This window comes from Halomonas tibetensis, from assembly GCF_042643535.1.
In the GTDB taxonomy this organism is placed as follows: domain Bacteria; phylum Pseudomonadota; class Gammaproteobacteria; order Pseudomonadales; family Halomonadaceae; genus Halomonas; species Halomonas tibetensis.
Genome location: NZ_JBHRSQ010000006.1, coordinates 253141 through 278298 on the forward strand (window position 1 = coordinate 253141; position 25158 = coordinate 278298).

Here is a 25158-nt window from a genome sequence, read left to right on the forward strand (position 1 = left end):
AACGCCTGAGAAGTAACGGGCAGGATTTGCGAGATATGACCTGAAATACCAAGCCGAACGACGAGGAGGGACGCCATGCGCAACAAGATCGTCAAGCATGAGGATGAATGGCGCCAGCAGCTGACTCCCGAGCAGTATCGGGTCACCCGAGAGCAGGGCACCGAGCCACCTTTCAGCGGCCACTATCGGGTCAGCGACGAGCACGGCATCTACCATTGCGTCTGCTGTAGCGCCCCGCTGTTCGAAAACGAACACAAGTTCGACGCGGGCTGCGGCTGGCCAAGCTTCGACCGCCCGCTGGGCCAGCACAACGTTGAGGAGCGACAGGATGCCTCCCATGGCATGCGGCGAACCGAGGTAATCTGTGCCCGCTGCGACGCCCACCTGGGACACGTCTTCCCCGACGGACCGCCGGACACCACCGGGTTGCGCTACTGCATCAACTCGGTGGCCATTGACTTTCACTCCGGCGAGTAGCTCTCTGTCCTGCCGCGGCCGCCCATCTGCTATGATGGGCGGCCATTTTTCTTTGCAGGCAGGAGAGCCCAATGCTCGGCTGGTATCCGGGACACATGCACAAGGCAAGGCGCCAGATCACCGAGGCGCTGCCGGAGATTGACGTGGTGATCGAGGTACTCGACGCCCGCCTGCCCTACTCCAGCGCCAACCCGATGCTTGCCGAGCTGACCCGCCACAAGCCGGTGCTCAAGCTGCTCTCGCGCGCCGATCTGGCCGACCCGGAGCGCACCCGGGAGTGGGTGGCCTTCTTCGATGCCCAGCCCGACACGCGCGCCCTGGCTGTGACCACCACCCTGGCCCGCGAGCTCAAGCGCATCCCCAAGCTGTGCCACGAGCTGGCAGGTGCGGTGCGCGCCGATCGCGACGTGCGGGTCATGGTCATGGGCATCCCCAACGTCGGCAAGTCGACCCTGATCAACGGCCTGGCCGGGCGCACGATCGCCAAGACCGGCAACGAACCCGCGGTGACAAAGCGCCAGCAGAAGGTTCGCATCGGCGGGCGCGTTGCCGTGATCGACACCCCCGGGGTGCTATGGCCGAAAATCGAGGACCAGGCCAGCGCCTTCCGCCTGGCCGCCAGCGGCGCCATCCGCGACACCGCGATCGACTACGTGGACGTGGCCGTAGTCACTGCCGCCGAGCTGGCACGCCGCTACCCTCAGGCGCTCACAGCGCGCTACCGGCTCAAGACGCTACCGACTTACACGGCCAACCCTGAGTCGGAGAGGGTCGAGGCCGACGGCCCGGTAAGAGTCGACCTGCTGGCCCTGGCCGGCTTCGACGGCCACGCGTTACTGGCAGAGATCGCCGCCCGTCGCGGCGGCCTGCGCCCGGGCGGCGAGGTCGACCTGCACCGCGGTGCCGAGGTACTCCTGCATGAGCTGCGCGACGGCAAGCTTGGCCGCCTGACCCTGGAGACCCCGGCGGATATCCCGCCCGAGCCCACCCCTGAGAAAGAGCCTGAGCAAGAGCCGGAGTCGCCCCCCGCCGAGGATGACGCCGGCACCAGCGAGACCGCATAATTCCCCTTCGCCCGCCGCCCTGGACACTGGACACCGAACGACATGGACACCACCCCGATCCGGAAATCGCACAAGCTGCACAACGTCTGCTACGACATTCGCGGACCGGTGCTCGACCACGCCAAGCGGCTGGAGGAAGAAGGCCAGCGCATCCTCAAGCTGAATATCGGCAACCCCGCCCCGTTCGGCTTCGAGGCGCCGGAGGAGATCCTCCAGGACGTGATGCGCAACCTGCCCACCGCCCAGGGCTACTGCGATTCCAAGGGGCTCTATTCGGCGCGCAAGGCGATCATGCAGGAGTGCCAGCGCAAGCACATCCCCAATGTCGGTATCGAGGACATTTACATCGGCAACGGCGTCTCCGAGTTGATCGTGATGGCCATGCAGGCGCTGATCAATGACGGCGACGAGGTGCTGATACCGGCGCCCGACTACCCCCTGTGGACCGCGGCCGCCAACCTCTCCGGTGGGCACCCCGTCCACTACCTGTGCGACGAGCAGTCCGATTGGGCACCGGATCTGGACGATATCCGCGCCAAGGTGACCGCCCACACCCGAGCCATCGTGATCATCAACCCCAACAACCCCACCGGCGCCGTCTATCCGCCAGCGGTGGTGCGCGAGCTGCTGGAAATCGCCCGCCAGCACGACCTCGTGGTGTTTTCCGATGAGATCTACGACAAGATCCTCTACGACGGGGTCGAGCATGTCTCTACCGGGGCCCTGGCCGGCGAGGACCAGCTGGTGGTGACCATGAACGGGCTTTCAAAGAGCTACCGCTGTGCCGGCTTTCGCTCCGGCTGGATGATTCTCTCGGGGCACATCGCCATGCAGCGCGCCGCGGATTTCATCCAGGGGCTGACCATGCTGGCCTCCATGCGCCTGTGCGCCAACGTGCCGGCCCAGCACGCCATTCAGACAGCCCTCGGCGGCTACCAGTCGATCAACGACCTGATCCTGCCCGGCGGTCGTCTGCTGGCCCAGCGAGACATCACCTTCGAGAAGCTCAACGCCATCCCCGGGGTGAGCTGCGTCAAACCCAGAGGGGCGCTCTACGCCTTTCCACGGCTCGACCCTAAGGTGTTCAACATCCGGGACGATCAACAGATGGTGCTCGACCTGCTGCTTCAGGAAAAGATCCTCCTGGTCCAGGGAACCGCCTTCAACTGGCCTGACCCGGACCATGTGCGCATCGTCACCCTGCCCTGGGCCGACCAGCTTGGCGACGCCCTGGACCGCTTCGCCCGCTTCCTGTCCCGCTACCGCCAGTAAAAACCCTGTTCTGCTACCCGGCGCTTGAAACCCGGCGCACAAGCGCGTATCTAAGCATCAGCTTGCCTGGCCGCCATGGGTGGCCCCCCTTTTCCTGACGACTGGAGATTTCCGGCAATGATGAGAATCCTGCTCTTTCTGGGCACCAACCTGGGCGTCATCATCGTCGCCAGCATCACCCTGCGCCTGCTTGGGGTGGAGCCCTACCTCACCGCCCAGGGCATCAACTTCAACAGCCTGCTGATCTTCTGCTTCATCTTCGGCATGGCCGGGTCGATGATCTCCCTGTTCATCTCCAAGTGGATGGCCAAGCGCAGCACCGGCTGCGTCATCATCGAATCACCGTCCAACGCCACTGAGAAGTGGCTGGTAGAGACCGTCGAGGAGCTCGCCCACGCCGCCGGCATCAAGACGCCGGAGGTGGGCATCTTCCCCGCCCAGCAGTCCAACGCCTTCGCCACCGGCTGGAACAAGAACGATGCGCTGGTGGCCGTCTCCGCCGGCCTGCTCAACCGCATGCGCCCCGAGGAGGTGCGCGCGGTTCTGGCTCATGAGATCGGCCACGTGGCCAACGGCGACATGGTGACCCTGGCGCTGATCCAGGGGGTGGTAAACACCTTCGTGATGTTCTTCGCTAGGGTGGTCGCCCACCTGGTCGACGGCTTCCTGAAGAGCCGTACCGACGGCGCCGGCCTGGGCTTCATGGGCTACTTCGCGGTGGTGATTGTCGCCGAGATCGTCTTCGGCGTCATTGCCTCGGCCATCGTCGCCTGGTTCTCGCGCTTCCGCGAGTACCGCGCCGACGCATCGGGGGCCCAGCTTGCCGGCTCCGGGGCCATGATCAATGCCCTGACCCGCCTCAAGGCGGAGACCGAGATGCCCGACCAGATGCCGGATACCCTGCGCGCCATGGCCATTACCAAGGGCCAGACCAAGTCGCTGATGGAGCGGTTTTTTGCCAGCCACCCCCCGCTGGATGACCGCATCCGGGCGCTGAAGGAAGCCGCCTACCGACAGTGATCTCCCGACCTGATAGGCAAGCGGGCCCGCCAAATGGCGGGCCCGCTCGCGTATGCGTATCCAAGAAGCAGAAGCAGCAAACTCAACTTGCGGCCACCCGAAACCCCGCCCCTCTCAGCATAGCGACCAGCCTCTCATCCGCTTCCGGCAGGGCCACCTCCAGGGTGGCAAACTCTCGACGCAGGGGATAGGTTGCGCGACAAGCGTCGAACCCCTTGGCCATGCCCTGACGGCGACTCTCGCGCAGCAGACTGTCGTGGTCACGCCTCACGTCGTGAACGGCGCGCAGGCAGAGCCGCAGCGCCTCCTCGGCGACAAGCCCTGAGCCCAGCGCCAGCCTGATCAAGGGCGGCACAGGCAGCAGGTCATCCAGCGACACCCGGACAGGCAGGCCGAGCTGCTTGCACAGCGCCCGATAAATCATATGGGTGCCGCGTCGCTTGCCATCCAGGCTGTGGCCGGCAATATGCGGCGTGGCAATTTCGGCAAGATCGCGCAGGGCACCGTCAATGGCAGGCTCGTGCTCCCAGACATCGAGGATCGCGCTGATATCACCCTGCCCGGCCAGCCGCTGGCGCAGGGCAGCGCCATCCACGCAGTCGCCGCGCCCAGCGTTGAGCAGCACGGTACCCGGTGACAACTCGGCGATGGCCTCGGCCCCCAGCAGGTGATAGGTGGGATGAGGGCCCTCGTGCACCAGCGGAGTGTGCAGGCAGAGCACGTCGCAGTCTTCGATCAAGGTCTTTAGGTCGACGAAACCCGTGAGATCCTGACCCTCGGCGCTTTCTTCTTCGACCCTGGGCGGATCGCAGGCCAGGCAGTCGATGCCCATGGCGGTCAGACGGCCCAGCAGTCGAGCACCCACGTTGCCTGCGCCGACCACGCCGACTCTCCGCCCTACCAGACGCCAGTCCTGACGCTCGGCCAGGGCCGAGAGGCTGCCGAGCACATAGTCCACCACCGCATCACCATTGCAACCGGGGGCGCTGGCAAAGGCAATGCCTCGTTCTTCCAGCGCATTGAGCTCGATATGATCGGTGCCGATGGTGCAGGTGCCGACGAAGCGCAAGCGGTTGGCCTGGGCGAGCAGCGATTCGTTGACCCGGGTAATGGAGCGCACCACCAGAGCATCGACGTCGCGCAGGGCCGCGGCGTCGATCTGGCGACCGGGCAAACGCACGACCTCACCCAGGGCACCGAAACAGGCCTCTGCGGCGGGCACGTCGGCATCGACAAGGATTCGCATGGTCTCTTGTTCCCACTTCTCAGGCGATTACAATAGCTACCAACCTACCACTCCCCAACCGCCACGGGGAGCCTCTGCTTGCCAGGAGCTTCGATGATCGTCCGCTGGGAAACCGACCATGACTATGTGCTGGTGCATATCCACCGGGACATGTTCAGCGACTGGATCTTCAGCCGCGCCTGGGGGCAGATCGGCACCCAGTTCGGAGGCCTCAAGCATCAGCTGGCCGATGACCATGATCAGGCACTGATGTGGCTGGCCGACGAAGCCACCATTCAGACCTCACGAGGCTTTCGCAAGGTGCTGGAGGTGGAGGACAACAGCCCCGAGGGCCGCCGGGCAGTCAGCCAGCTATCGCTGCTTGACGCGCTCTAGCCTCAGCTCAGATAGCGACGGCCGCTGCGCATCCGGGCCCCGCGTGCTTCACGGGGCTCGGGCTTGCCTTCCAGCTGGCACTGCAGCGCCTCCCAGGCAGCATCGTTGAGCCAGCCCCGTTCTGCCAGCCAGGCCGCCAGACGCGGCGCCTCGAAGCCGCGGTCGAGTTCCTGCCCCTCGTCATCCGCCAGCACCGGGATGCGCACCCCGTAGCGCTCCATGAGGGCATCGTCCTCGCTGATCTCGACCCGCGTAAGGGCCACCGGCTCGTCACAGAGTTGGCCGAGCAGGCCCTCTAGCTGAGTGCACAGGTGACAGCCCTGGGTGGTGTAGAGCGTCAGATGGATCATCCCGCCTCCCGATGACGGATCAGGAAGACATGGTGAAGTCCCGGTTTACGTGAAAAATCCGGGTCGAAGCTCTTCGACGAGATCTCCTCCACCGCGAAGTGCTCTGCCAAGTCGTCGTCCAGCTTGAAACGCCGCTGGTTGTTGGAGAACACCAGGGTGCCATCGGCTGCCAGGCGGGCCATGGCCAGGCGCACCAGCCGCCCGTGATCGCGCTGAACGTCGAGGGTCCCCTCCATCTTCTTGGAGTTGGAGAAGGTAGGCGGATCCATGAAGATCAGGTCGAACTCGTCCCCGGCGGTCTGGAGCCAGCGCAGGCAATCGTCACGCACCACCCGATGGCGGCTGGGGTCGAGGCCGTTGAGAGTGAAGTTGTCCCGCGCCCACTCCAGGTAGGTGTTGGAGAGGTCCACGCTGACGCTGTCGCTGGCACCGGCTATCCCTTCGGCGTTGCGGGGGCCCAGCGCCGCCTGCACCGTGGCGGTGGCGGTGTAGCAGAAGAGATTGAGAAAGCGTTTGCCCGGCGCCATTTCGCCAAGCATCCGTCGCACAGGGCGGTGGTCCAGGAACAGGCCGGTATCCAGATAGTCGCGCAGGTTGACCCACAGCCGAGCGCGCCCTTCGCATACCTCGAAGCGCTCACCGCTGGCGCCTTGCTTCTGGTACTGGGCGCTACCGCTCTGGCGCTCGCGACGCTTGACCACCACCCGAGTCGGGTCGATCTCGAGCACCTCGGGGATCACCGCCAGCGCTTCGAAGAGGCGCTTCTGGGCCTGGCCGGCGTCGATGGTCCGGGGGGCTGCATACTCCTGCACATGCACCCGATCACCATAGACGTCGATCGCCAGGGCGTACTCCGGCATGTCGGCGTCATAGAGCCGATAGCAGCTCTCACCGCTCTGCTTGAGCCACTTCTTCAGGCGTTTACGGTTCTTTTCCAGGCGGTTGGCAAACATCTGCGCCCCCTCGGACCGACGCGGGGCGGCGCCTTCCGGGGAAGCGTCCGCGTCGAGCTCGGGCACCGCCATCAGCAGCAGCTTGGCCTCCAGAGGGCCGTTGCGAAGCGCATACTGTTTGTGGGCACGCAGGCCAATGCGGTGGCCGAGGTCCGGGTTGCCCGTGAAGACTGCCAGCCGCCAGCCGGGAAAGGTCGCTCTCACACGTTCGCCAAGCCGCGCATAGAGGCCGACCAGTTCCGGCAGTTCACCGAGACGCTCGCCGTAGGGCGGGTTGGTGATCACTAGACCCGGCGGTTCACTATCCAGCCCCTCGGGGCGCGATAGCTCGGCCAGACCACCGCCGGTGAGCGTGATCAGCGCCGGGATGCCAGCGCGCATGGCGTTGGCCTTGGCCGCCGCGAGAGCCGCGGGACTCTGATCGATGCCGTGGAACTGCGAGCGGCAACGCTTGCGGCCAATGTTCGCCCGCGCCTCGGCCTCGCGTTTCAGTTCGCGCCAGGTCGTCTCATCATGGCCTGCCCAGCCGTGAAAGCCGAAACGCTCCCGAGACAGCCCCGGGGCCACGTCAGCGGCCATCATCGCTGCCTCGATCAGCAGGGTACCGGCGCCGCATAGAGGATCCACGAGCGGCGCTCCCTCCCGAGCCAGGGCCGGCCAGCCGGCGCGCACCAGCAGCGCCGCGGCCAGGTTCTCCTTGAGCGGCGCATGGCCGACATCGCGACGATAGCCGCGGCGGTGCAGGCTGTCTCCAGAGAGGTCAACACCGATGATCAGTCGGCCCCGGTGCAGGTGCGCATAGAGTCTCAGGTCGGGCGCCGCCAGGTCGATATCGGGGCGCGCAAGCCCCGCGGCCTGCAGACGATCCACCACGCCGTCCTTGGCGATCTGAGCGCCGAAGCGGGTATGTCGGATCGCCTCGGAGCGGCCATGAAAGTCCACCGCCAGCGTCGACCCCGGCGAAAGGTGGCGGGACCAGTCGATGGCAGCCACGGCAGAGCGCAGCTGCTCGGGAGTCTCGATGCCCTCTTCGCGCGCCAGGCAGAGCACTACTCGGTTGGCCAGCCGCGACCATAGGCAGGCACGGTAGGCCCCAGCCAGATCGGCACGCAAGTTCACCCCGCCCACCGTGGTCTTGCCGGGCTCAGCGCCCAGTGCGGTGAGTTCTTCGGACAACAGCAACTCTAGCCCCTGGGGGCAGGTGGCAAGGAGATCCAGCGAAGTGTCGTGTTGTGGAAATGTCATTGCGTCGATACCGCTTGGCAGATTCTTGGGGCCCACCGTGTCAGGCAGGTGAACGGGTTGTTACAAATCGGGGGTCGACAAGCCCGTTCGAAGTGGGCTATCAATACTCTAGTAGCTACTGAAAAACGCATGCGTTTCCTGTCAACGGGCTCAATAATCAACACTAGCCCTTGGCACGTCAGGGTGTGGCCCGAGCCTTACGCTCAGCCTGCCAGATTGATACCTTTTCAAGAGGTAATCCAATGAAACGACAGAAACGTGACCGCTTCCAGCGTGCCTACATTCATGGCTACAAAGCAGGAGTTTCGGGTCGCTCTCGCGATGACTGTCCGAGCCAGGACATCAATCTTCGCGAATACTGGATGAGCGGTTGGCGTGAAGGTCGTGGGGATCAATGGTCCGGTATGACGGGTGTTTCCGGCATCCACAAGAACCCCATGGTGATGTGAACCCTACTTTCTTCTTTCTGGTTCATACCCCTCATGGAGCCCGTGGCAGAGTCACGGGCTTTTTGCATTTCCACCGCATCGCTTCATTTCGCGACCCGTGCCTTCAGGGCCCTAGCGCACTCGCCTACCAGGGCAGGGCCGCGATAGATGAACCCCGAGTAGAGCTGCACCAGGTCAGCACCAGCATTGCGTTTGGCAAGCGCCGACTCGCCGCTGTCGATGCCGCCCACGCCGATGATCGGCATCTCGGGTAGCTGAAAGCGAAGTTCGCGGATCACCGCATTGGAGGCCTCGAACACCGGACGACCGGAAAGCCCGCCAGCCTCCTCGGCATTGGGCAGCCCCGCCACCGCGTCGCGTGAGATCGTGGTGTTGGTGGCTATCACGGCGTCGATTCCGTTGGCTGCCAGGCAACGAGCCACCAGGCCGACCTCCTCGGCATCCATGTCCGGAGCGATTTTCACCGCTAGCGGCACCCGACGGCCGACGTTGCGATCGAGACGACTGCCTTCTTCGCGCAGGGCCGAGAGCAGCCCGTTGAGTTGCTCGCCGAACTGAAGGTTGCGAAGCCCCGGGGTATTGGGCGAGGAGATATTTACGGTGATGTAGTGGGCGTGGGCATGCACCTTGCGCAGGCAGACAAGATAGTCGTCCACCGCCTGTTCCACCGGCGTGGTGAGGTTCTTGCCGATATTGATACCGATCACGCCGTCATAGCGGCTCGCCCTGACCTTTTCGACCAGATAATCGACCCCGGCGTTATTGAAGCCCATCCGGTTGATGATGGCACCGGCCTCGGGCAGCCTGAACATCCGCGGCCGAGGATTCCCCGACTGGGGCTTGGGGGTCACGGTTCCCACCTCGACAAAGCCAAAGCCCAGCGCTCCGAGGGCATCGAGGTGGTCGGCGTTCTTGTCGAGCCCCGCGGCCAGACCCACCCGGTTGGGGAAATTAAGCCCCATCACATCCACGGGATCCTCGACGCGGCCACCACCCAATCGGGGGCCCAGCCCCAGACGTCCGGCCAGGTCGAGCCCCTTGAGCGCGGCGCCGTGGGCGGTCTCGGCATCGAGGCGAAAGAGGATCGAGCGGGCAAGTGAATACATGACATCTCCGACAGTGGCGATCGCGCGCGGCGGAGAGTATAACAGCGCCTCAGCCCCGACACGACGACGCCCCAGCAGCCCAGGAGACCCAAATGGCCGAAACCACCGAAACAATGGAAGACCGCCTGTCGCGGATCCACCGCGCCATGGGCGAAGAGCAGCTGGACGCCGTCGATGCCGTCATCGCCGACCTGGAGCCCGCCGAGATCGCCCTGCTGCTGGAGTCGCTGCCGCCGGCGGCCCGGGTACGACTGTGGCAGCGAGTGCCCGCCGAGGTCGATGGTGAGGTGCTGCTGCACGTCCACGACGAAGTGCGCAGTACGCTGCTCGACGACATGGACCACGAGGAGATCGTAGCCGCCGCTGCCGCTCTGGACACCACCGACCTGGCAGAGATCTTCGAGGACCTGCCTCAGCAGGTGGCCGAGGACATGCTGCGCTCCATGGACGCTCTGCAGCGCACGCGACTAGAGGAAACGCTCTCCTTCGGCGAGGACAGCGCCGGGCGCCTGATGCGGCTGGATACCATTGCAGTTCGCGCCGACGTCAGCCTGGAGACGGTGTCACGCTTTCTGCGCTGGAAGGAGCCCGTACCCGACAATACTTATCAGCTGATGGTAGTGGACCGCAACGCCCGCTTCGTCGGCGTGCTGCCCATTGCCCGCCTGGTCAGCCACGACCCCTCGATGGCGGTAGCCGACTTGATGGACCAGGAGGTCGACAGCATTCGTGTCGACATGAAGTCCAGGGACGTGGCTACCCTGTTCCAAACCCATGACCTGGTCTCCGCGCCGGTGGTGGATGAATCCGGCCTTCTGCTTGGACGCATCGTCATCGACGACATCGTCGACGTCATCCGCGAGGAATCCGAACAGGCGCTGATGAACATGGCGGGCCTGGACGAGGAGGAGGACCTTTTTGCCTCCATACTGCCCAGCGCCAAGCGCCGGGCGGTATGGCTGGGAATCAACCTGGTCACTGCTTTTCTGGCCGCCTGGGTCATCGGCCGCTTCGAGGACGCCCTGGACAAGATCGTCGCCCTGGCGGTGCTGATGCCTATCGTGGCCAGCATGGGGGGCATCGCCGGCAGCCAAACCCTGACGCTCGCCATTCGCGGCATGGCGCTGGGACAGATCAGCCGCACCAACAGCACCTGGCTGCTGCGCAAGGAGGTAGGGATCGCCGCGATCAACGGCGTTATATGGTCGCTGGTAGTGGCAGTACTCGCTGTAGCGTGGTTCGGCAGCGTGGCCATCGGTGCCATCATTGCCGCCGCCCTGGTGATCAACATGCTGGCCGCCGGCGTTGCCGGTATCGTCATCCCGCTGATGCTCAAGCGCGCCGGCATCGACCCGGCGCTGTCGGGCTCAGTGATATTGACCACCGTTACCGACGTGATCGGCTTCATGGCCTTCCTGGGCCTGGCCACCTTCTTCCTGCTGTAGACGCCTTGACGGCAGCCCACGTCCAAAACGACGAACCCCGCCAATTGGCGGGGTTCGTCGTTTAGAGAGACCAACTAAAAAGACCAACGGCGGCATTAGGTCTCCTTGCTGCTCTCTGCCAGGTCCACCAGTTCACGTACAGCCACGGCAAACAGCGGGAAACCGCCATGTCCACCGCTGGACACCTGCTCGAGCAGCTTGCACCAGCGGCCGTGCATGCCGGCATGCAGTTCCAGCCACTGGTCGACGCGCTCGCTGGCCTCGCTGGCACCGCCCTCCATACGCAGCACGCTGACGGTGAGCGCCAACTGCTGGCGGTCGACGTCGTCGCGGAAGGTATCGCGGGCCTGAGCCTGCCAGCTGTCGCGCACCTTGAGCGCGGTGATCTGGCCGATCAGCCAAGGCAGCTCCAGGCGGTTGCCGACCTCGTAGTATACCTCGGACACTCTCTGGGGGTTCTCATTTGCCTGGCGAGCCGCCTGGATGATACCGAGCCCTGCATAGAGGCTGACGGCTGCCGCCGAGGCCCCGGCCAGCGCTTCGGGCACGCCGGCCTCGATCAGCTCGGCACGGCGCACCTCCCAGGCGTCGCGTTCCTCGCCGCGCAGGCGTTCACCGATACCTTCCTGGATCTGGGCCAGGCGCGGAGCGAAGTACTCGATGGTGTCACCGGTATCCGTCCCCAACCGGGAACGCAAGAACCAGCGGGTCGCACGGCGGATCAGGCGCATCAGATCGAGCATCATGCCGTACTGCACGGTGCTCGGCACCTGGTTGTCCAGCGCCTCGATCTGCTCCCACAGGTTGCCGAGCTGGAACACTTCGCGTGCGATCACGTAGGCCCGGGCAATCTCGGCGCGCCCGGCACCGGTGGCATCGATCAGCCGTCGTGCGAAGACGATGCCCATGTGGTCGACCAGATCATTGGCGACCTGGGTGGCGACAATCTCGCGCTTGAGACGGTGTTGATACATCTCGTCGTGATACCGCTCCGCCAGCACGCCGGGGAAGATCCGCTCCACATGGCGCTCAATCACCGGATCATCCGGCACTTCGGAGACAATCAGGTCGCCCTTGAGCACGCTCTTGGCATACGAGATCAGCACCGAAAGCTCCGGCAGCAACATGCCCTGCTGGTTGGCGGCGCGCTCCTCAAGGACCTCGTCGACAGGCAGGAACTCCAGTTCGCGATCGAGCTGTCCTGCGGCTTCCAATTCGCTGATGAAGCGGCGGAAGGGTCCTATTCCACCTTGAGAGAGGTTCTCGGCCAGGTCCAGTGCCTGGGTCTGACGATAGTTGCTGATCAGCACCAGGGCGGAAACCTCATCGGTCATGTCGGCAAGCAGCTGGTTACGCTGCTTGTCGGTCATATCGCCGCGCTTGACCACCTCGTCAACGAGAATCTTGATATTGACCTCATGGTCGGAGCAGTTGACCCCGCCGGCGTTGTCGATGAAGTCGGTGGTGACCCGGACTCCCCGAGCGGCCGCTTCCATGCGCCCACGCTGGGTAAAGCCAAGGTTTCCGCCCTCGCCGATAACCCGGCACCGCAGCTCGCGGCCATCGATGCGCAGACCGTCGTTGGCCTTGTCGCCCACCTGGGCGTCGGTTTCCTCGCTACCCTTGACGTAGGTACCGATGCCGCCGTTCCACAGGAGATCCACCTGCGACTTGAGCATGGCGCGAATCAGTTCGCTGGGAGAAAGCTTGCTTTCCTTGATGCCGAAAGCGGTCTTCATCTGCGCCGAGATCGGAATCGACTTGGCGCTGCGCTTGAAAACACCGCCGCCCTTGGAGATCAACGAGGCATCGAAGTCTTCCCAGCTGGAGCGCGGCATGTCGAACAGACGCTGGCGCTCGGCGAAGGTGGTTGCGGCATCGGGCTCGGGGTCGACGAAGATGTGGAGGTGGTTGAAGGCCCCTACCAGGCGAATCCTGTCGGAGAGCAGCATCCCGTTGCCGAAGACGTCACCGCCCATATCACCGATGCCGACGACGCTGAACTCATCTTCCTGGGTGTTCACGCCCAGGTTGCGGAAGTGGCGCTTGACCGACTCCCAGGCCCCCTTGGCGGTGATGCCCATCTTCTTGTGGTCGTAGCCGTTGGCACCACCGGAGGCGAAAGCGTCGCCCAGCCAGTGGCCGTACTCGGCGGAGATCTCATTGGCGATGTCGGAGAAGGTGGCGGTGCCCTTGTCCGCCGCCACCACCAGGTAGGGATCGTCCTCGTCATGGCGCACCACCGCCCGCGGTGGAACCAGTTCACCGCCCTTGAGGTTGTCGGTGACGTCGAGCAGCGCGCGTATAAAAATCTTGTAGCACTCGATCCCCTCGCGCTGGAAAGCCTCGCGATCGCCTTCCGGGAGACGCTTGCAGACAAATCCTCCCTTGGCGCCCACCGGCACGATCACCGAGTTCTTGACCTGCTGTGCCTTGACCAGGCCGAGCACCTCGGTGCGGTAGTCCTCGAAGCGGTCAGACCAGCGCAAGCCACCACGGGCCACCTTGCCACCGCGCAGATGAACGCCTTCGACCCGCGGTGAGGAGACGAAGATCTCGAAGACCGGCCGCGGTTTGGGCATGCCGGTAACCTTCGAGGGCTCCAGCTTGAAGGCCATGTAATCCTTGGGCTGACCATCCTCACGGACCTGGTAATAATTGGTGCGCAGAGTGGCCAGGATCAGTTCAACGTAGCGGCGCAGTAGCTGATCGTCATTCAAGCTGGCCACGTCATCGAGCAGGCGCTGAATGCGCTCAAGACATGCCTCCACCTCACCCTCGGCAGGGCGCTCTTCGGGATCGAAGCGCAGCTCGAACAGGGTGACCAGCTCTCGAGTGATATCAGGGTGGCTGGCAAGGGTATTGGACATGTACTCCTGAGACACACCGAAGCGAATCTGCTTCAGGTAGCGCCCATAGGCGCGCAGCATGGCCACTTCACGCCACGTCAGGTTGGCGCCAATAATCAGCCGATTGAAGCCGTCGTTGTCTGCCTCCGCGGCCCAGATGCGCTGGAACGCCTCGATAAAGGTCTCACGCATCTCCTGGAGATTCACCTCGATGCTGGTGTGGTGCTCGAGGTCGAAGTCGTGAATCCAATAGGCGGCGTCATCGCTGGCCACGATTTCGTAAGGGCGCTCGCCGATCACCCGCAGGCCGAGATTCTCCATCATCGGCAGAACGTCGGAAAGTGGTATCGGTTTGTCGCGATGGAACAGCTTGAGGTTGACCCCGCTTCCCTCCTCCTCCACCAGCCGATAAAGCGACAGCATGAGCGGCGCGCCGTCATCCAATTCGCCGATATGCTGCAGATCGTAGACCGCCGTACGCGCGTTGAAGTCGTCCCGGTAGCTGGCCGGGAAGGCATCGCGGAAACGGTCCATCAGCAGATTGGCCTGCTCCTCGCCGAAGCCCTCGATGCTGGCGGCCTGGAGGTCATCTCGCCAGTTGCGGGCGAGCTGTGCCACCTTGGCCTCAAGCCGTCTGAGGTCGTACTCAACGGGACTGTCGCCCTTGAAACGCAGGATGAACTGGATGCGTGCCAGGACCGACTCGGAGAGGTAGGTGTTGAAATCGCCAAAGGTAGCACCGAGCTCCTCACAAAGCAGATTCTGGATGCGCAGGCGCAATTCGGTGGAGAAAACGTCCCGTGGAACATAAACCAAGCAGGAGTAGAAACGTCCCGGGCGGTCTTCGCGAATGAACAGCCTCACCCGGCGACGCTCGCGGATGCCAAGGATGCCCAGCGCGGTCTTGGCGAGTTCATCGGTACCGATCTGGAAGAGGTCGTCGCGCGGATAGACCTCGAGAATCTGCAGCAGCTGCTTTCCGTTATGGCCCTTGGGGTTGAAGCCGGCAATCTCCATCACCGCCTTGAGCTTGCGTCGAAGGATCGGAACGTTGCGCGGTGATTCGTTATAGACGGTGGCGGTGAACAGGCCCAGGAAGCGATGTTCGCCGATCAGGTTGCCCTGTCCATCGAAGCGATCGATAGAGATGTAGTCGGGATAGGTGGGACGGTGTACCCGGGCATGGTGGGCACTCTTGGCGAAAGACAGCAGCTCCGGCACCAGCACGAACTCGCCGTCCTCGACGCCAAGTTCGGTGCGGATACGTTCGCGATAGCGCGGCTGCTCGAGTCGAAAGACGCCCAGTTCGCTGCCATTGACCTTGGCAAGATGCTGTTTGCCTTCCTTCTGGAAGACTTCGTAGGCGTCATAGCCCAGGAAAGTAAAGTTGTCATGCAGCAGCCACTCGAGAAAGTCGATGGCCTCCCGGTGGTCGTCGGGATCCGTCTGTGGCGGGCAGCCGGCGCGCAGTTCCTCCAGAGCGATCTTGATCCGCTCGAGCATCGGATCGAAATCGGCCACCGCGGTGCGCACATCCACCAGCACCTCGTGCAGACTGATCTGTATATCTTCCAACGTGTTCGCGTCGGAATGGCGGTCAATCTCAATCACTACCAGCGACTCACGCCCATTCGGTGCTCCGGCATCGCGAGGCGAGGCGACCCGCTTCAGCCGATCCTCTTTGCCGCGCTCCGTTGCGAGCACGGCATTGTGGATGGCGTGAACGGTGATGCCGCGACGATTGAGCTCGATGCGCACTGAGTCGACCAGGAAGGGCATGTCCTCATGGAGCACCGCCACGAAAGTGTGGGGTGATTGCCAGCCATGCTCCTCGTAGTCCGGATTGAAGACGCGCACCTTCGGGTGGGTCGGGTCGAACTCCTGCAGGAAGTGCCAGACTGACAAGGTGGCGCCGTAAAGGTCATCGAAACGTCTGCCCTCAAGGTCATCAAAGGGCATCGTGGAGTAGAAGTAGCTGGCAAAAGCCTCTACCTCCGCCGCCTTCCTGTCATCCAGCCGCGCGCTCAATCGCTCAGAGAGCTGCTTGATAAAATCCTGTCTGGCTTCGTTGTTCGCAACATGCTGCATCCATCACCTCGTGCCTTGGGCCGCGGCTGCGACCGAGAAGTGTTCGCTATGGCGCCCGATAAAGGCTCCCTATCGTCAGCATACGTGACTCTCCGGCCCCACCACACTCAAATGCCAACATGCTCATGGAGCATGACGGTTGGGCATCGCCGCTTGACAGCGCCTCCCTGAACGTCGAGCTCAGTCGCGTCGCTCCAGCAGCACACCGCATTCGCAGTGTAGGGTCCAGGGAAACTGGTCGAACAGTGCGAAACGCGTGATCATGTGCGTCTCAGCGAGAATCTCCAGATTATCCGCCAGCGATTCCGGATTACATGAAATATAGACGATGCGGGGATAGTCGCCGAGTTGGCGGCAACTCGCCTCGTCCAGCCCGGCACGGGGCGGATCCACCAGCACGGTTGAAAAGTCATACTCGTCCAGTGCCCATTCGGCCACCCGCCGGCCGCTCTTCTCTCCCTTGAGCGCGGCGGCAAACTCCTCGGCAGACATGCGTCCCACGGTGACATTGTCGATACCGTTGGCGGCGAGGTTCTCACGGGCGCTGGCCACCGAAGTGCGCGAGATCTCCGTGGCCAGCACGCGACGAAAGTTCTCGGCCAGCGCCACGGTAAAGTTGCCGTTACCGCAGTAGAGCTCCATCAGGTCACCGGCCTGACTGCCTCGGGTCACGTCCCGCGCCCAGGCCAGCATGGCGCGGCAGATCTCCGCGTTGGGCTGGGTGAAGCTGTTTTCTACCTGCTGATAGATGAACTCGCGCCCTTCGATCTCCAGACGCTCCCAGACGTGGTCGCGCTCGAGCACCAGGCGCTGCTTGCGGGCGCGGCCGATAATCATCACCTCCAGCGCCTCCTGCAGACGCCGTGCCTCGGCTTCCCAATGCTCATCCAACTGGCGGTGGTAGACCAGGGTTATCAGGGCCTCGCCGCCAAGGGTGGTGAGAAATTCCACCTGAAACAGCTTGCGGCGAAGCAGTGGCACGTCACGGATGGCGTCAAGCAGCGCTGGCATGAGCGCGTTGATCCGCCGGCTGGCCACCGGGTAGTCATCGAGGCGGACCACTGCCTTCTTTTTCGGATCCTCGGGGTCCACCTCGAACATCGCGTAGAAGAGATCGTCCCCCTCATGCCAGAGGCGGAACTCGCAGCGCTGTCGGTAGTGGCTGGGCGGCGAGGGGTAGACCTCGAGCGGTGGCGGCGAAAAACGCGCAAAGTCTCGGGTGATGCGCTCGCGCTTGGCCTCGAGCTGCTGGTCATAGCGGGCGGGGTCGACGACGGGAATGGCCAAGAAGCCTCCTTCGAAAAACGACAGGAAAGGAGTGATAAGAAAGGGTTCAGTCCAGCGCCAGTAGATGCGGCGGGGCAAAACCAAAGCGGGCCAGGCCTGCGTTCATCCGGGGGTCAATGGCAGTCACCAGGCTCTCCCCCGGGCCCTGGTGGGGCGCCACGCCAATGGCCACCTGTGCCGTGCGCCGGGCAATGGCGTCGCTCGAGTCGATCCACTGGATCGTGCGCGGCGCAGAGGCAACCAGAAAGTCGCGCAGCAGCGGGAAGTGAGTGCAACCCAGCACCACGGTATCCAGCGCTGGATCCGCCCATAGTGGCGCCAGGGCCTGGCGGATCACCTCGAGGTCAGGCGGTTCACCTGCCAGCCAGCGCTCCGCCTCCCGCACCAGAGCATCGGCGGCCACTCGGGTGACATGACAGTCGGCGGCGAAGGCCTCGATCAGACCCAGAGTATAGGGACGTGACACCGTCGCGCGGGTCGCCAGCAGCCCGAAATGGCCGCTGAGCGATAGCGCCGCGCCCGGCTTGATGGCAGGAACCGTGCCGACCACGGGAATCGTCAGCCGTTCACGCAGCGCGTCTAGCGCCAGGGTGCTGGCGGTGTTGCAGGCCACCACCAGAGTCACGCAGTGGCTGGCCGTCACGGCAGCCTCGCACACCCTAAGAATACGCCCCACCAGCCACTCATCTTCGCGTAGCCCGTAAGGCAGCATGGCATTGTCGCAGGTATAGACCAGCGCCGCGCCTGGCAGGTGGTCGCGAAGGGCCTTCACCACGGAGAGTCCACCTACCCCTGAGTCAAAGACCAGAATCGGTCCGCTACTCACGAGCGAGACACACCTGTACAAATCATTGCGCTAAAATCAGGGCCAAAAAGGATCAACGAAGAAGTCGTGGAGCTTGGCATCGAGAGGCACCGGCTGGAGTTGGCTGCATTCTACCCCAGCCGACGCGCACTGGCAGCCCGAGTCAGACGGGTAAAGGTGCCTCGCGAAGCTCGGCATAAAGTTCAGGATAGGCGTCCTGGAGGCGCTCCAGCTCTGCCGTCGCCCCTTCCGGCAGCGCCTTGGCCAGGCAATCCATATCCTCGTCGTTGAAGTGCCTACGAATAAGCGGGAAGAGCAGCTCGCGCTCATCTCTCAGATAGGCGCGGTGGGCGGCGAGATAGGCCTTGAGGTCATCGGCAAAGCGATCCATGGGGACCACTGCATCCATCAGGATCATGTCGATGTCATTCGACAGCCGCATCAAGCGCGACTTGACCGCCTTGTAGTCGGAAGCCAGGCGTTCGGTCACCTCGACGCTCTCGGGCGCAACCTCCTTGAGGTGTTCGCTGAACAACCGCTCCAAAGGCAGGGTAAAACCCTCCATGTAGTCCAGAATGTAGTCAACTACCTCACGCACCAGCTGGAAGTTGGGGCGATCCCCCCTGGCCAGGGTCTTCTGCTTCAGCTGCAGAACGTGCAACATGCGCGCCATGTTGGCATGATCCAGACGCAGTTGGGTCATCATGGGCATGTCGGGCCCTCCTGTGTAGTGACATCGGTATGGTGACATGAGGAACTGGCACATTCATTGGATGCGCCATCGGCTACGAGGTTCATAGGCTGCCTGGTTGCGATGATTCTCCTCCACTCTAGCAGCCAGTACCCTGACCTGCCTCTGCCGAAGATCAATACAAGGAGCTGCCATGGACCTCTTCACCAACGAGAGCAATCACAGCGCTCCTCTTGCCTGGCGCATGCGACCCCGCACCCTGGCCGACTACGTGGGCCAGCAGGGGCTGGTGGGGGCCGGAAAGCCTCTGGCACGCATGGTCGAAACCGGTGCGGTGCGTTCGATGATACTGTGGGGGCCGCCGGGCACCGGCAAGACCACCCTGGCAGAGATCCTGGCTGCCGAGTCCGGCGCCGAGCTCGAGCACCTATCGGCGGTGATGGCAGGCGTCAAGGAGATCCGCGCTGCGGTGGAACGGGCCAAGGCTCGCGACCAATCCACACTGCTGTTCCTCGACGAGATCCACCGCCTTAACAAGAGTCAGCAGGATGCCCTGCTGCCCCACGTGGAATCGGGACTGCTGACGCTGATCGGCGCCACGACCGAAAACCCCTCCTTCGAAGTGAATTCGGCGCTCCTCTCTCGAGCCCGGGTCCATGTGCTGACGTCGCTAAGCGAAGCGGAACTGGTCGAGGTGCTGAAACGCGCCCTGTCAGACGAGCCACGCGGCCTGGGAGCGCGATGCCTCAGAGTAGACGCCGACATCCTCGCCCTGCTGGCACGGGCCGCCGCCGGAGATGCACGCCGAGCCCTGGGCCTGCTGGAGACCGCCTGTGATTACGCCGAGCCTGACGGCCAGGGCGGTGAGCTGCTGCGCCGCGAGGCGCTAGAGAACGTGCTGGGCCATCAGGCCAGCGCCTTCGACAAGCAAGGGGACCACTACTACGACCTGCTGTCGGCGATCCACAAGTCGATACGCTCCTCACGACCCGATGCCGCCCTGCTTTACATCGCCCGTTTCGTGCAGGGCGGCGGCGACCCGCTGGACGTGGTCCGACGCTTGGCGGCCATCGCCTCGGAAGACGTGGGCAACGCCGACCCACGCGCCCTGCCGCTGGTGATGGCGGCCTGGGACGCCTACCTGCGACTTGGCGACTACGAAGGCCAGCGCGCCATCGCCCATGCCGCCATCCATCTGGCGGTGGCACCCAAAAGCAATGCCATCGACCAGGCCTGGAGTCGGGCCAAGGCCTTCGCGGCGACCCAACCGCGGCTGGAGGTGCCTACCTACCTGCGCAACGCACCAACAGCGCTGATGGAATCCCTGGGCCACGGTCAGGGCTACCGCTACGCCCACCAGGAGCCCAATGCCTATCCCGCCGGCAGCGCACACGACTGTTGGCCGGAACAAACCCCCGGGGAGCTCTTCTACCGGCCGACCGAGCAGGGCCAGGAGAAGCGCTACGCTCAGATCATGGCCTGGCGGGCACAGCTCGATGCCGATGCCGATGCCGATGCGGATGAAGGCAGCCACTAGCAGCCGCCTGCAAATTCCTTCTCATGCACCACTGGCGTTACGCTTTTATCAAGGCCACAAGAAACCCCGCAGGCAATCAGCCTGCGGGGTTTCTTGTGAGTTTCCCGCTATTGTTTGCTGCCGACGGAAGTCCTTAGCGCGTATCGCGAATCACGTCGGTGCCTTCCGGAATTTCGAAGTCGAAGCGACTGTCGTCGATGGCGTGGTTCTGCTGTGTATCGCGGAACTCGATGGCGGTGCGCTGGCCGGTGCTGTCGGTCATCTGCAGGGTAGTCAACAGCTCACCGCGAAAGGTCATCTTCAGCTCCTCGAACAGGGTATCGGCCAATGTCGGCACCAGGATGAAAGTCTCAGCGCTCCCCTGCTGCTGACGAGTCACGTCGTAACTGTCGACCAGGTCGTTGGCGCTGCCGGATAGCAGCAGAGCCGGTGTGTGTGTCACACGATGATCCAGTGCCTGGATGGTCGCCTGCTCCAGATCCGGGTCATGCAGCATCACTTCTTCACCGTCGGAGATCACTTCCTGCTGATAGGGGGCCTCCACTTCCCAGCGGAACTTGCCGGGGCGAGCGAGCCACATCCGACCGTGGGCTTCCTGCAGACGCTCGCCGCTGGCATCGAGGATGTGCTGCTCGAAGCGGGCTTCAAAGGTCTGCAGCGGCTCCAGGATGCGGGTCAGGCGATCAGCCCCTTCACTGGCCAGAGCCGTGAGCGGCATGGCAAGGGGCGCGACGATAAACAATATGACGGCGGCGAAGGTCTTCTTCATTGTCATGATGGTCTCTCTCCCTGGACGGTTCCGACTGGAATCCTGTCACTCGGACTACGGGGACGCCGGCGGGTTGCGGACCTGCCGGCGCTTTCATACTGGTTGCATGGTTGAAACGCAGGCGTCTCCCGATGGAGACGCCGATGACGGGACGCTAGTCGCCTGACGCCCGGGGTGCTAACACCTCGCGGGAGCCGTTGGTCCCCATGCTAGTCACTACCCCGGCCATCTCCATGGCCTCTACCAGACGTGCGGCGCGGTTGTAGCCGATCTTGAAGCGGCGCTGCACGGCCGAGATGGAGGCCCGGCGCGAATCGGTCACGAACTGCACCGCCTCGTCGTAGAGAACGTCCTGCTCGGCATCGTCGCCGTCGCTGCTGCCCTCAGCCTCCAGGCCGGTAAGCGCTTCGGCGGACACGCCACCGGAGAGAATCTCATCGATGTACTCAGGCTCGCCGCGACGCTTCCAATCCTCCACCACCCGGTGCACCTCGTCGTCGTCGACGAAAGCTCCATGGACACGGGTCGGCAGACCCGAGCCCGCCGGCAGGTAGAGCATGTCGCCGTGGCCCAGCAGATTCTCGGCACCGCCCTGGTCGAGAATGGTGCGCGAGTCGATCCGCGAGGAAACCTGAAAGGCCATCCGCGTGGGAATGTTGGCCTTGATCAATCCGGTGACCACGTCCACCGAGGGGCGCTGGGTGGCCAGTATCAGGTGGATACCTGCGGCCCGGGCCTTCTGAGCCAGACGAGCAATCAACTCCTCGACCTTCTTGCCGACGATCATGAACATGTCGGCAAATTCGTCGATCACCACCACGATATAGGGCAGTTTCTCCAGCACCGGCGGGGACTGGTGCATCTCCCAGGGCTGGGGCTCCCAGAGCGGATCCGCTACCTGGGCACCGGCCTGCTTTGCCTCGTCGAGCTTGGCGTTGAAGCCGGCGATATTGCGCACCCCCATGGTCGCCATCAGCTTATAGCGCCGCTCCATCTCGGCTACGCACCAGCGCAGGGCGTTGGCGGCCTCCTTCATGTCCGTGACTACCGGTGCCAGCAGGTGCGGAATACCGTCATAGACGGAGAGCTCCAGCATCTTGGGATCGACCATGATCAGTCGTAGCTGCTCAGGCGTGGCCTTGAGCAGCATCGATATCAACATGGCGTTGACCCCGACCGACTTACCCGAGCCGGTGGTGCCGGCCACCAGCAGATGAGGCATCTTGCCGAGGTTGGCCACCACGGGTCCACCGCCGATGTCCTGGCCCAGGGCCAGGGTCAGGGCTGAGTCCGCCTGCTGGTAGCGATCAGAATCAATCACCTCACGCAGGCGGATCATCGCCCGATGGGGGTTGGGGATCTCGATGCCCACCGTGGGCCGCCCCGGGATCACCTCTACCACGCGCACACTCTTGACCATCAATGAACGCGCCAGGTCCTTGGCCAGATTGCTGATCTTGGAGACTTTCACCCCGGCGGCCGGCCTGATCTCGAAGCGGGTAATCACTGGTCCCGGCCAGGTGTCCACCACTTCGGCCTTGACGCCATATTCACGCAGCCGCACCTCGAGCAGCTCTGCCATCTCGGCGAGCTGCTCGAGGGTATAGTTCTGCTGCTGAGGCTCCGGCGGAGTCAGCAGGCGCAGGCTGGGCAGCTCACCTTCCGGCTCAGGCATGTTATCCAGCACGGGACGCTGGCTCTGCAGGTGTTCCACGGTCCACAGCCGCATGCCCTCATCATCAGCGGCTTCTCGGGCCTGGCCGGCGGTGGCCAGGTGCGGTGCAGCGCCCGGGGTCTGCTCCACGTTGCCAAGGCCGTCGGCCTCATCGCCGGCGGCCTCTTCCGGCTCGGGTGGCTGGAGGGCCGCGGTGCGGGTCGAGGGTTCGACCGGTGAAGCAGAGGACGGTGCGACGACCTCCTCGGCCACCGCAGGATCATCCCAGGTGAGGCGCGGCTCGCCGTCGCCGGCACTCTCCCAGTCTACCTCCCGGCTCGCCATCAGCCCCGGTTCGCGGCGCTCGGAACCGATATCGTCACCAGCTGTCGACGAAGGCTGGGCAGGATCTGGCCCGCCAGAGGCCTTGTTAGCGACGGGCTCGACGGCAGTGGGGCCAGTATTGGACGCCAGGGGCGTCGAAGACTCTTCGTAACGGCTCGCTCGCAGCGTGGGAGCACTCCAGTTGGTGACCGGCTCGTCATCCTCAGGAAGCATCGGCTCGGGCAATGTCTCCGCCGACTGAGGCTTGGGGGCCTGGTCGGTGGGCGCTGCAAACACCCCACCATCCATGGCGGCCTTGACCGCGGCCGAGGCCGGAACGGCACTCCCAGCCCCGGCGTCGGCGGATTGGCGCTCGCTGTAGGACGCCCCCGGCTGCTTGGCAGAGGGCGTCTTCTCGGGCACTTCCCAGGGAATGTCGGTGTTTCTGTCGTCACCGAAGACAGGGTCGCGGCGTAAGGTCGACTCCCCCTCAACGGAAGGAGACGTGGTCTTGGTCGACGTCCCTCTGTCTGGCTCGGCCCGCTCGATTGCCGGGGCACGCGAGAAGGCGAAGCGCTCGGACAGCCAGCCCCAGAAACGCATGGCGCGGTAACCCAGCTCATCCATTACCGAGAGCCAGGAGAGTCCGGTCAACAGCGGCAGGCCGCAGAGCAGCGCCGAGAGCGCCAGCAGGCCTGTACCTCCGGAACCCACCATCGGCACCAGGGCACCCACCAAACCCTCCCCGAGGATGCCCCCGGAGGAGTAAGGCAGCACGGTCTCTGACGGAGGCCGATAAAAGTGCAGGGCGCCCAGCGTCGTGGTGCCAAGCAGCAAAAGCACCAGGCCACCACCGCGCACCGCCAGCGCCGTAGCATCCCACTCCAGATGAATGCCCTGACGGGCCCGCAGCAGCCGCCAGGCGGCGAAACCCAGCATGGCCGGCCACCAGAGGGCGCTGGCGCCGAACAAAGAATAGAGCACGTCGGATAGCCAGGCGCCCACCGGGCCCATCCAGTTTTCAATACGAGTCTCCGGCCCGCTGCGCGACCAGCCGGGATCGCCGGGATCGAAGCTGAACAGGGACAGCAGCAGGAATACGCAGACAGCCAGCAGCATGATGGCTACCCCTTCTCGCACAGAGCCCTGCAGCCTTACGCCGAAACGCCTGGCCGTTTCCCTGGCCTGGGCCGCGCTCACTCGACGCGGCGAGGACTTCTTGTTGACACTCAAGTGGTCATCCCCCTTGCGCCACCGCTGGCGTCTTCCAATTGATTGGCGCCAATCATACCGAGCCGCGCTCGCCCATCACAGTGGGCTGGACATCTTGAGCCCGGACGTGTCGAACGGCACACTGGCCTCTCATTCTTCTGGATGCCCCCGATGCTGCCCTGGCTGCCCGAGCACCCGATACACTTTCCTCCCATGAGCGCGGCGCTCAACGATCCCGATGGGCTGCTGGCCGCCGGCGGCGCACTCGATTCGGGCTGGCTGCTGGCCGCCTATCGCCGTGGCATCTTCCCCTGGTATAGCGACGACCAGCCGATCCTGTGGTGGAGCCCTGACCCCCGCATGGTGCTGTTTCCGAAGGAGCTCAAGGTGCGCCGCAGCCTGGCCAAGCGGCTGCGCCATGCCGGCTTCACGATCACCGCCAACCGCGCCTTCGACGCCGTGATAACCGCCTGCGCCGAACCGCGCGCCGGCCAGCCGGGCACCTGGATCACTGACGAGATGCGCGCGGCCTACCAGCGCCTGCATGCCCTGGGAGCGGCGCACTCGGTGGAAGTGTGGCATGGGGACGAACTTGTTGGCGGCCTGTATGGCGTGGCGCTGGGGCCCATGTTCTTCGGCGAGTCGATGTTCACCAGAGTCGCCGACGCCTCCAAGGTGGCCCTGGTGCACCTGGCACGCGCCATGGCCGCAGGCGGCGGACGACTGATTGACTGCCAGATGCACACCGATCACCTGGCCAGCCTGGGCGCCAGGAATATCGCCCGAGGGACTTTCATCGGCTATCTTGAAACATGGCTGGGTAAGCCCCCACCGGTAGAACCCGACGACCTGTCCTTCACCCCCGCCTGCTGGTCCTTCGCCGTACCGGGCGAACTCGGCGGAGCCTTCCAGTAACCGCGACCCCGGAGCCGGAGAGACG

General features: G+C 64.1%; 19 protein-coding genes. 9 read left to right on the plus strand and 10 right to left on the minus strand.

All coding sequences use genetic code 11. The features are described from left to right. The first annotated feature begins 75 nt into the window (after positions 1 to 75). The 4 genes from msrB to htpX all read left to right on the plus strand — a co-directional run bounded on the left by msrB (position 76) and on the right by htpX (position 3833). On the plus strand, positions 76 to 477 hold the full coding sequence (msrB, locus tag ACFODV_RS02225; protein WP_379753967.1) for a peptide-methionine (R)-S-oxide reductase MsrB: 402 nt from the start codon (positions 76 to 78) through the stop codon (positions 475 to 477). A gap of 71 nt (positions 478 to 548) precedes the next feature. Continuing rightward, the gene (ylqF, locus tag ACFODV_RS02230; protein ID WP_379753970.1) at positions 549 to 1541 is read left to right on the plus strand and encodes a ribosome biogenesis GTPase YlqF; all 993 of its coding nucleotides are present in this window, start codon (positions 549 to 551) and stop codon (positions 1539 to 1541) included. Positions 1542 to 1583: 42 nt separating this feature from the next. Beyond that, a complete protein-coding gene (locus tag ACFODV_RS02235) occupies positions 1584 to 2813 on the plus strand; it encodes a pyridoxal phosphate-dependent aminotransferase (protein WP_379753973.1) in 1230 nt (409 codons plus the stop codon). A 117-nt stretch (positions 2814 to 2930) separates the two neighbouring features. Next, entirely contained in the window at positions 2931 to 3833 is a 903-nt protein-coding gene (gene htpX / locus ACFODV_RS02240; RefSeq protein WP_379753976.1) for a protease HtpX, read from the plus strand. 82 nt (positions 3834 to 3915) lie between these two features. Here the strand turns inward: htpX and pdxB are convergent, their stop codons facing one another. Then, the gene (gene pdxB, locus ACFODV_RS02245) at positions 3916 to 5079 is read right to left on the minus strand and encodes a 4-phosphoerythronate dehydrogenase PdxB (protein ID WP_379753979.1); all 1164 of its coding nucleotides are present in this window, start codon (positions 5077 to 5079) and stop codon (positions 3916 to 3918) included. Positions 5080 to 5172: 93 nt separating this feature from the next. Here pdxB and ACFODV_RS02250 point away from each other — a divergent pair, with 93 nt between their 5' ends. After that, positions 5173 to 5454, plus strand: coding sequence for a hypothetical protein (locus tag ACFODV_RS02250; RefSeq protein WP_379753982.1), 282 nt, complete (start codon positions 5173 to 5175; stop codon positions 5452 to 5454). A gap of 2 nt (positions 5455 to 5456) precedes the next feature. Here the strand turns inward: ACFODV_RS02250 and ACFODV_RS02255 are convergent, their stop codons facing one another. Next, on the minus strand, positions 5457 to 5804 hold the full coding sequence (locus ACFODV_RS02255; protein WP_379753985.1) for a glutaredoxin family protein: 348 nt from the start codon (positions 5802 to 5804) through the stop codon (positions 5457 to 5459). Then, complete coding sequence (gene rlmKL, locus ACFODV_RS02260) at positions 5801 to 8002, minus strand: bifunctional 23S rRNA (guanine(2069)-N(7))-methyltransferase RlmK/23S rRNA (guanine(2445)-N(2))-methyltransferase RlmL (RefSeq protein WP_379753988.1); 2202 nt, start codon at positions 8000 to 8002, stop codon at positions 5801 to 5803. Before rlmKL ends, ACFODV_RS02255 begins: the two co-directional genes overlap by 4 nt. Positions 8003 to 8244: 242 nt before the next feature. Here rlmKL and rmf point away from each other — a divergent pair, with 242 nt between their 5' ends. Beyond that, the gene (rmf, locus tag ACFODV_RS02265) at positions 8245 to 8451 is read left to right on the plus strand and encodes a ribosome modulation factor (protein ID WP_183330499.1); all 207 of its coding nucleotides are present in this window, start codon (positions 8245 to 8247) and stop codon (positions 8449 to 8451) included. An 83-nt stretch (positions 8452 to 8534) separates the two neighbouring features. Here rmf and ACFODV_RS02270 read toward each other — a convergent pair whose 3' ends face one another. After that, on the minus strand, positions 8535 to 9557 hold the full coding sequence (locus tag ACFODV_RS02270; RefSeq protein WP_379753993.1) for a quinone-dependent dihydroorotate dehydrogenase: 1023 nt from the start codon (positions 9555 to 9557) through the stop codon (positions 8535 to 8537). Between the two features lie 92 nt (positions 9558 to 9649). Between ACFODV_RS02270 and mgtE the strand changes: the two genes are divergently transcribed. Then, positions 9650 to 11002 carry a magnesium transporter gene (gene mgtE, locus ACFODV_RS02275; protein ID WP_379753996.1) on the plus strand — a complete coding sequence of 451 codons (1353 nt, stop codon included), beginning with the start codon at positions 9650 to 9652 and terminating at the stop codon, positions 11000 to 11002. A 95-nt stretch (positions 11003 to 11097) separates the two neighbouring features. Here the strand turns inward: mgtE and ACFODV_RS02280 are convergent, their stop codons facing one another. From ACFODV_RS02280 to ACFODV_RS02295, 4 genes are all read right to left on the minus strand, one after another. Then, positions 11098 to 15939: an NAD-glutamate dehydrogenase gene (locus ACFODV_RS02280; protein WP_379753999.1), complete on the minus strand. Its 4842-nt coding sequence runs from the start codon at positions 15937 to 15939 to the stop codon at positions 11098 to 11100. A 180-nt stretch (positions 15940 to 16119) separates the two neighbouring features. Beyond that, positions 16120 to 17226 carry a tRNA (uridine(54)-C5)-methyltransferase TrmA gene (gene trmA, locus ACFODV_RS02285; RefSeq protein ID WP_379754002.1) on the minus strand — a complete coding sequence of 369 codons (1107 nt, stop codon included), beginning with the start codon at positions 17224 to 17226 and terminating at the stop codon, positions 16120 to 16122. A gap of 46 nt (positions 17227 to 17272) precedes the next feature. Next, the gene (murI, locus tag ACFODV_RS02290; protein WP_379754005.1) at positions 17273 to 18052 is read right to left on the minus strand and encodes a glutamate racemase; all 780 of its coding nucleotides are present in this window, start codon (positions 18050 to 18052) and stop codon (positions 17273 to 17275) included. A 142-nt stretch (positions 18053 to 18194) separates the two neighbouring features. Continuing rightward, the gene (locus ACFODV_RS02295; RefSeq protein WP_379754300.1) at positions 18195 to 18737 is read right to left on the minus strand and encodes a hemerythrin domain-containing protein; all 543 of its coding nucleotides are present in this window, start codon (positions 18735 to 18737) and stop codon (positions 18195 to 18197) included. A 178-nt stretch (positions 18738 to 18915) separates the two neighbouring features. On the opposite strand from ACFODV_RS02295, the gene ACFODV_RS02300 reads away from it, so the two are divergent. After that, positions 18916 to 20259, plus strand: coding sequence for a replication-associated recombination protein A (locus ACFODV_RS02300; protein ID WP_379754008.1), 1344 nt, complete (start codon positions 18916 to 18918; stop codon positions 20257 to 20259). A gap of 133 nt (positions 20260 to 20392) precedes the next feature. Here the strand turns inward: ACFODV_RS02300 and lolA are convergent, their stop codons facing one another. Next, a complete protein-coding gene (gene lolA / locus ACFODV_RS02305; protein WP_379754011.1) occupies positions 20393 to 21034 on the minus strand; it encodes an outer membrane lipoprotein chaperone LolA in 642 nt (213 codons plus the stop codon). A 148-nt stretch (positions 21035 to 21182) separates the two neighbouring features. Further along, a complete protein-coding gene (locus tag ACFODV_RS02310; protein WP_379754014.1) occupies positions 21183 to 24239 on the minus strand; it encodes a DNA translocase FtsK in 3057 nt (1018 codons plus the stop codon). A 150-nt stretch (positions 24240 to 24389) separates the two neighbouring features. On the opposite strand from ACFODV_RS02310, the gene aat reads away from it, so the two are divergent. Next, complete coding sequence (aat, locus tag ACFODV_RS02315; protein ID WP_379754017.1) at positions 24390 to 25133, plus strand: leucyl/phenylalanyl-tRNA--protein transferase; 744 nt, start codon at positions 24390 to 24392, stop codon at positions 25131 to 25133. The last annotated feature ends 25 nt before the right edge of the window (positions 25134 to 25158 follow it).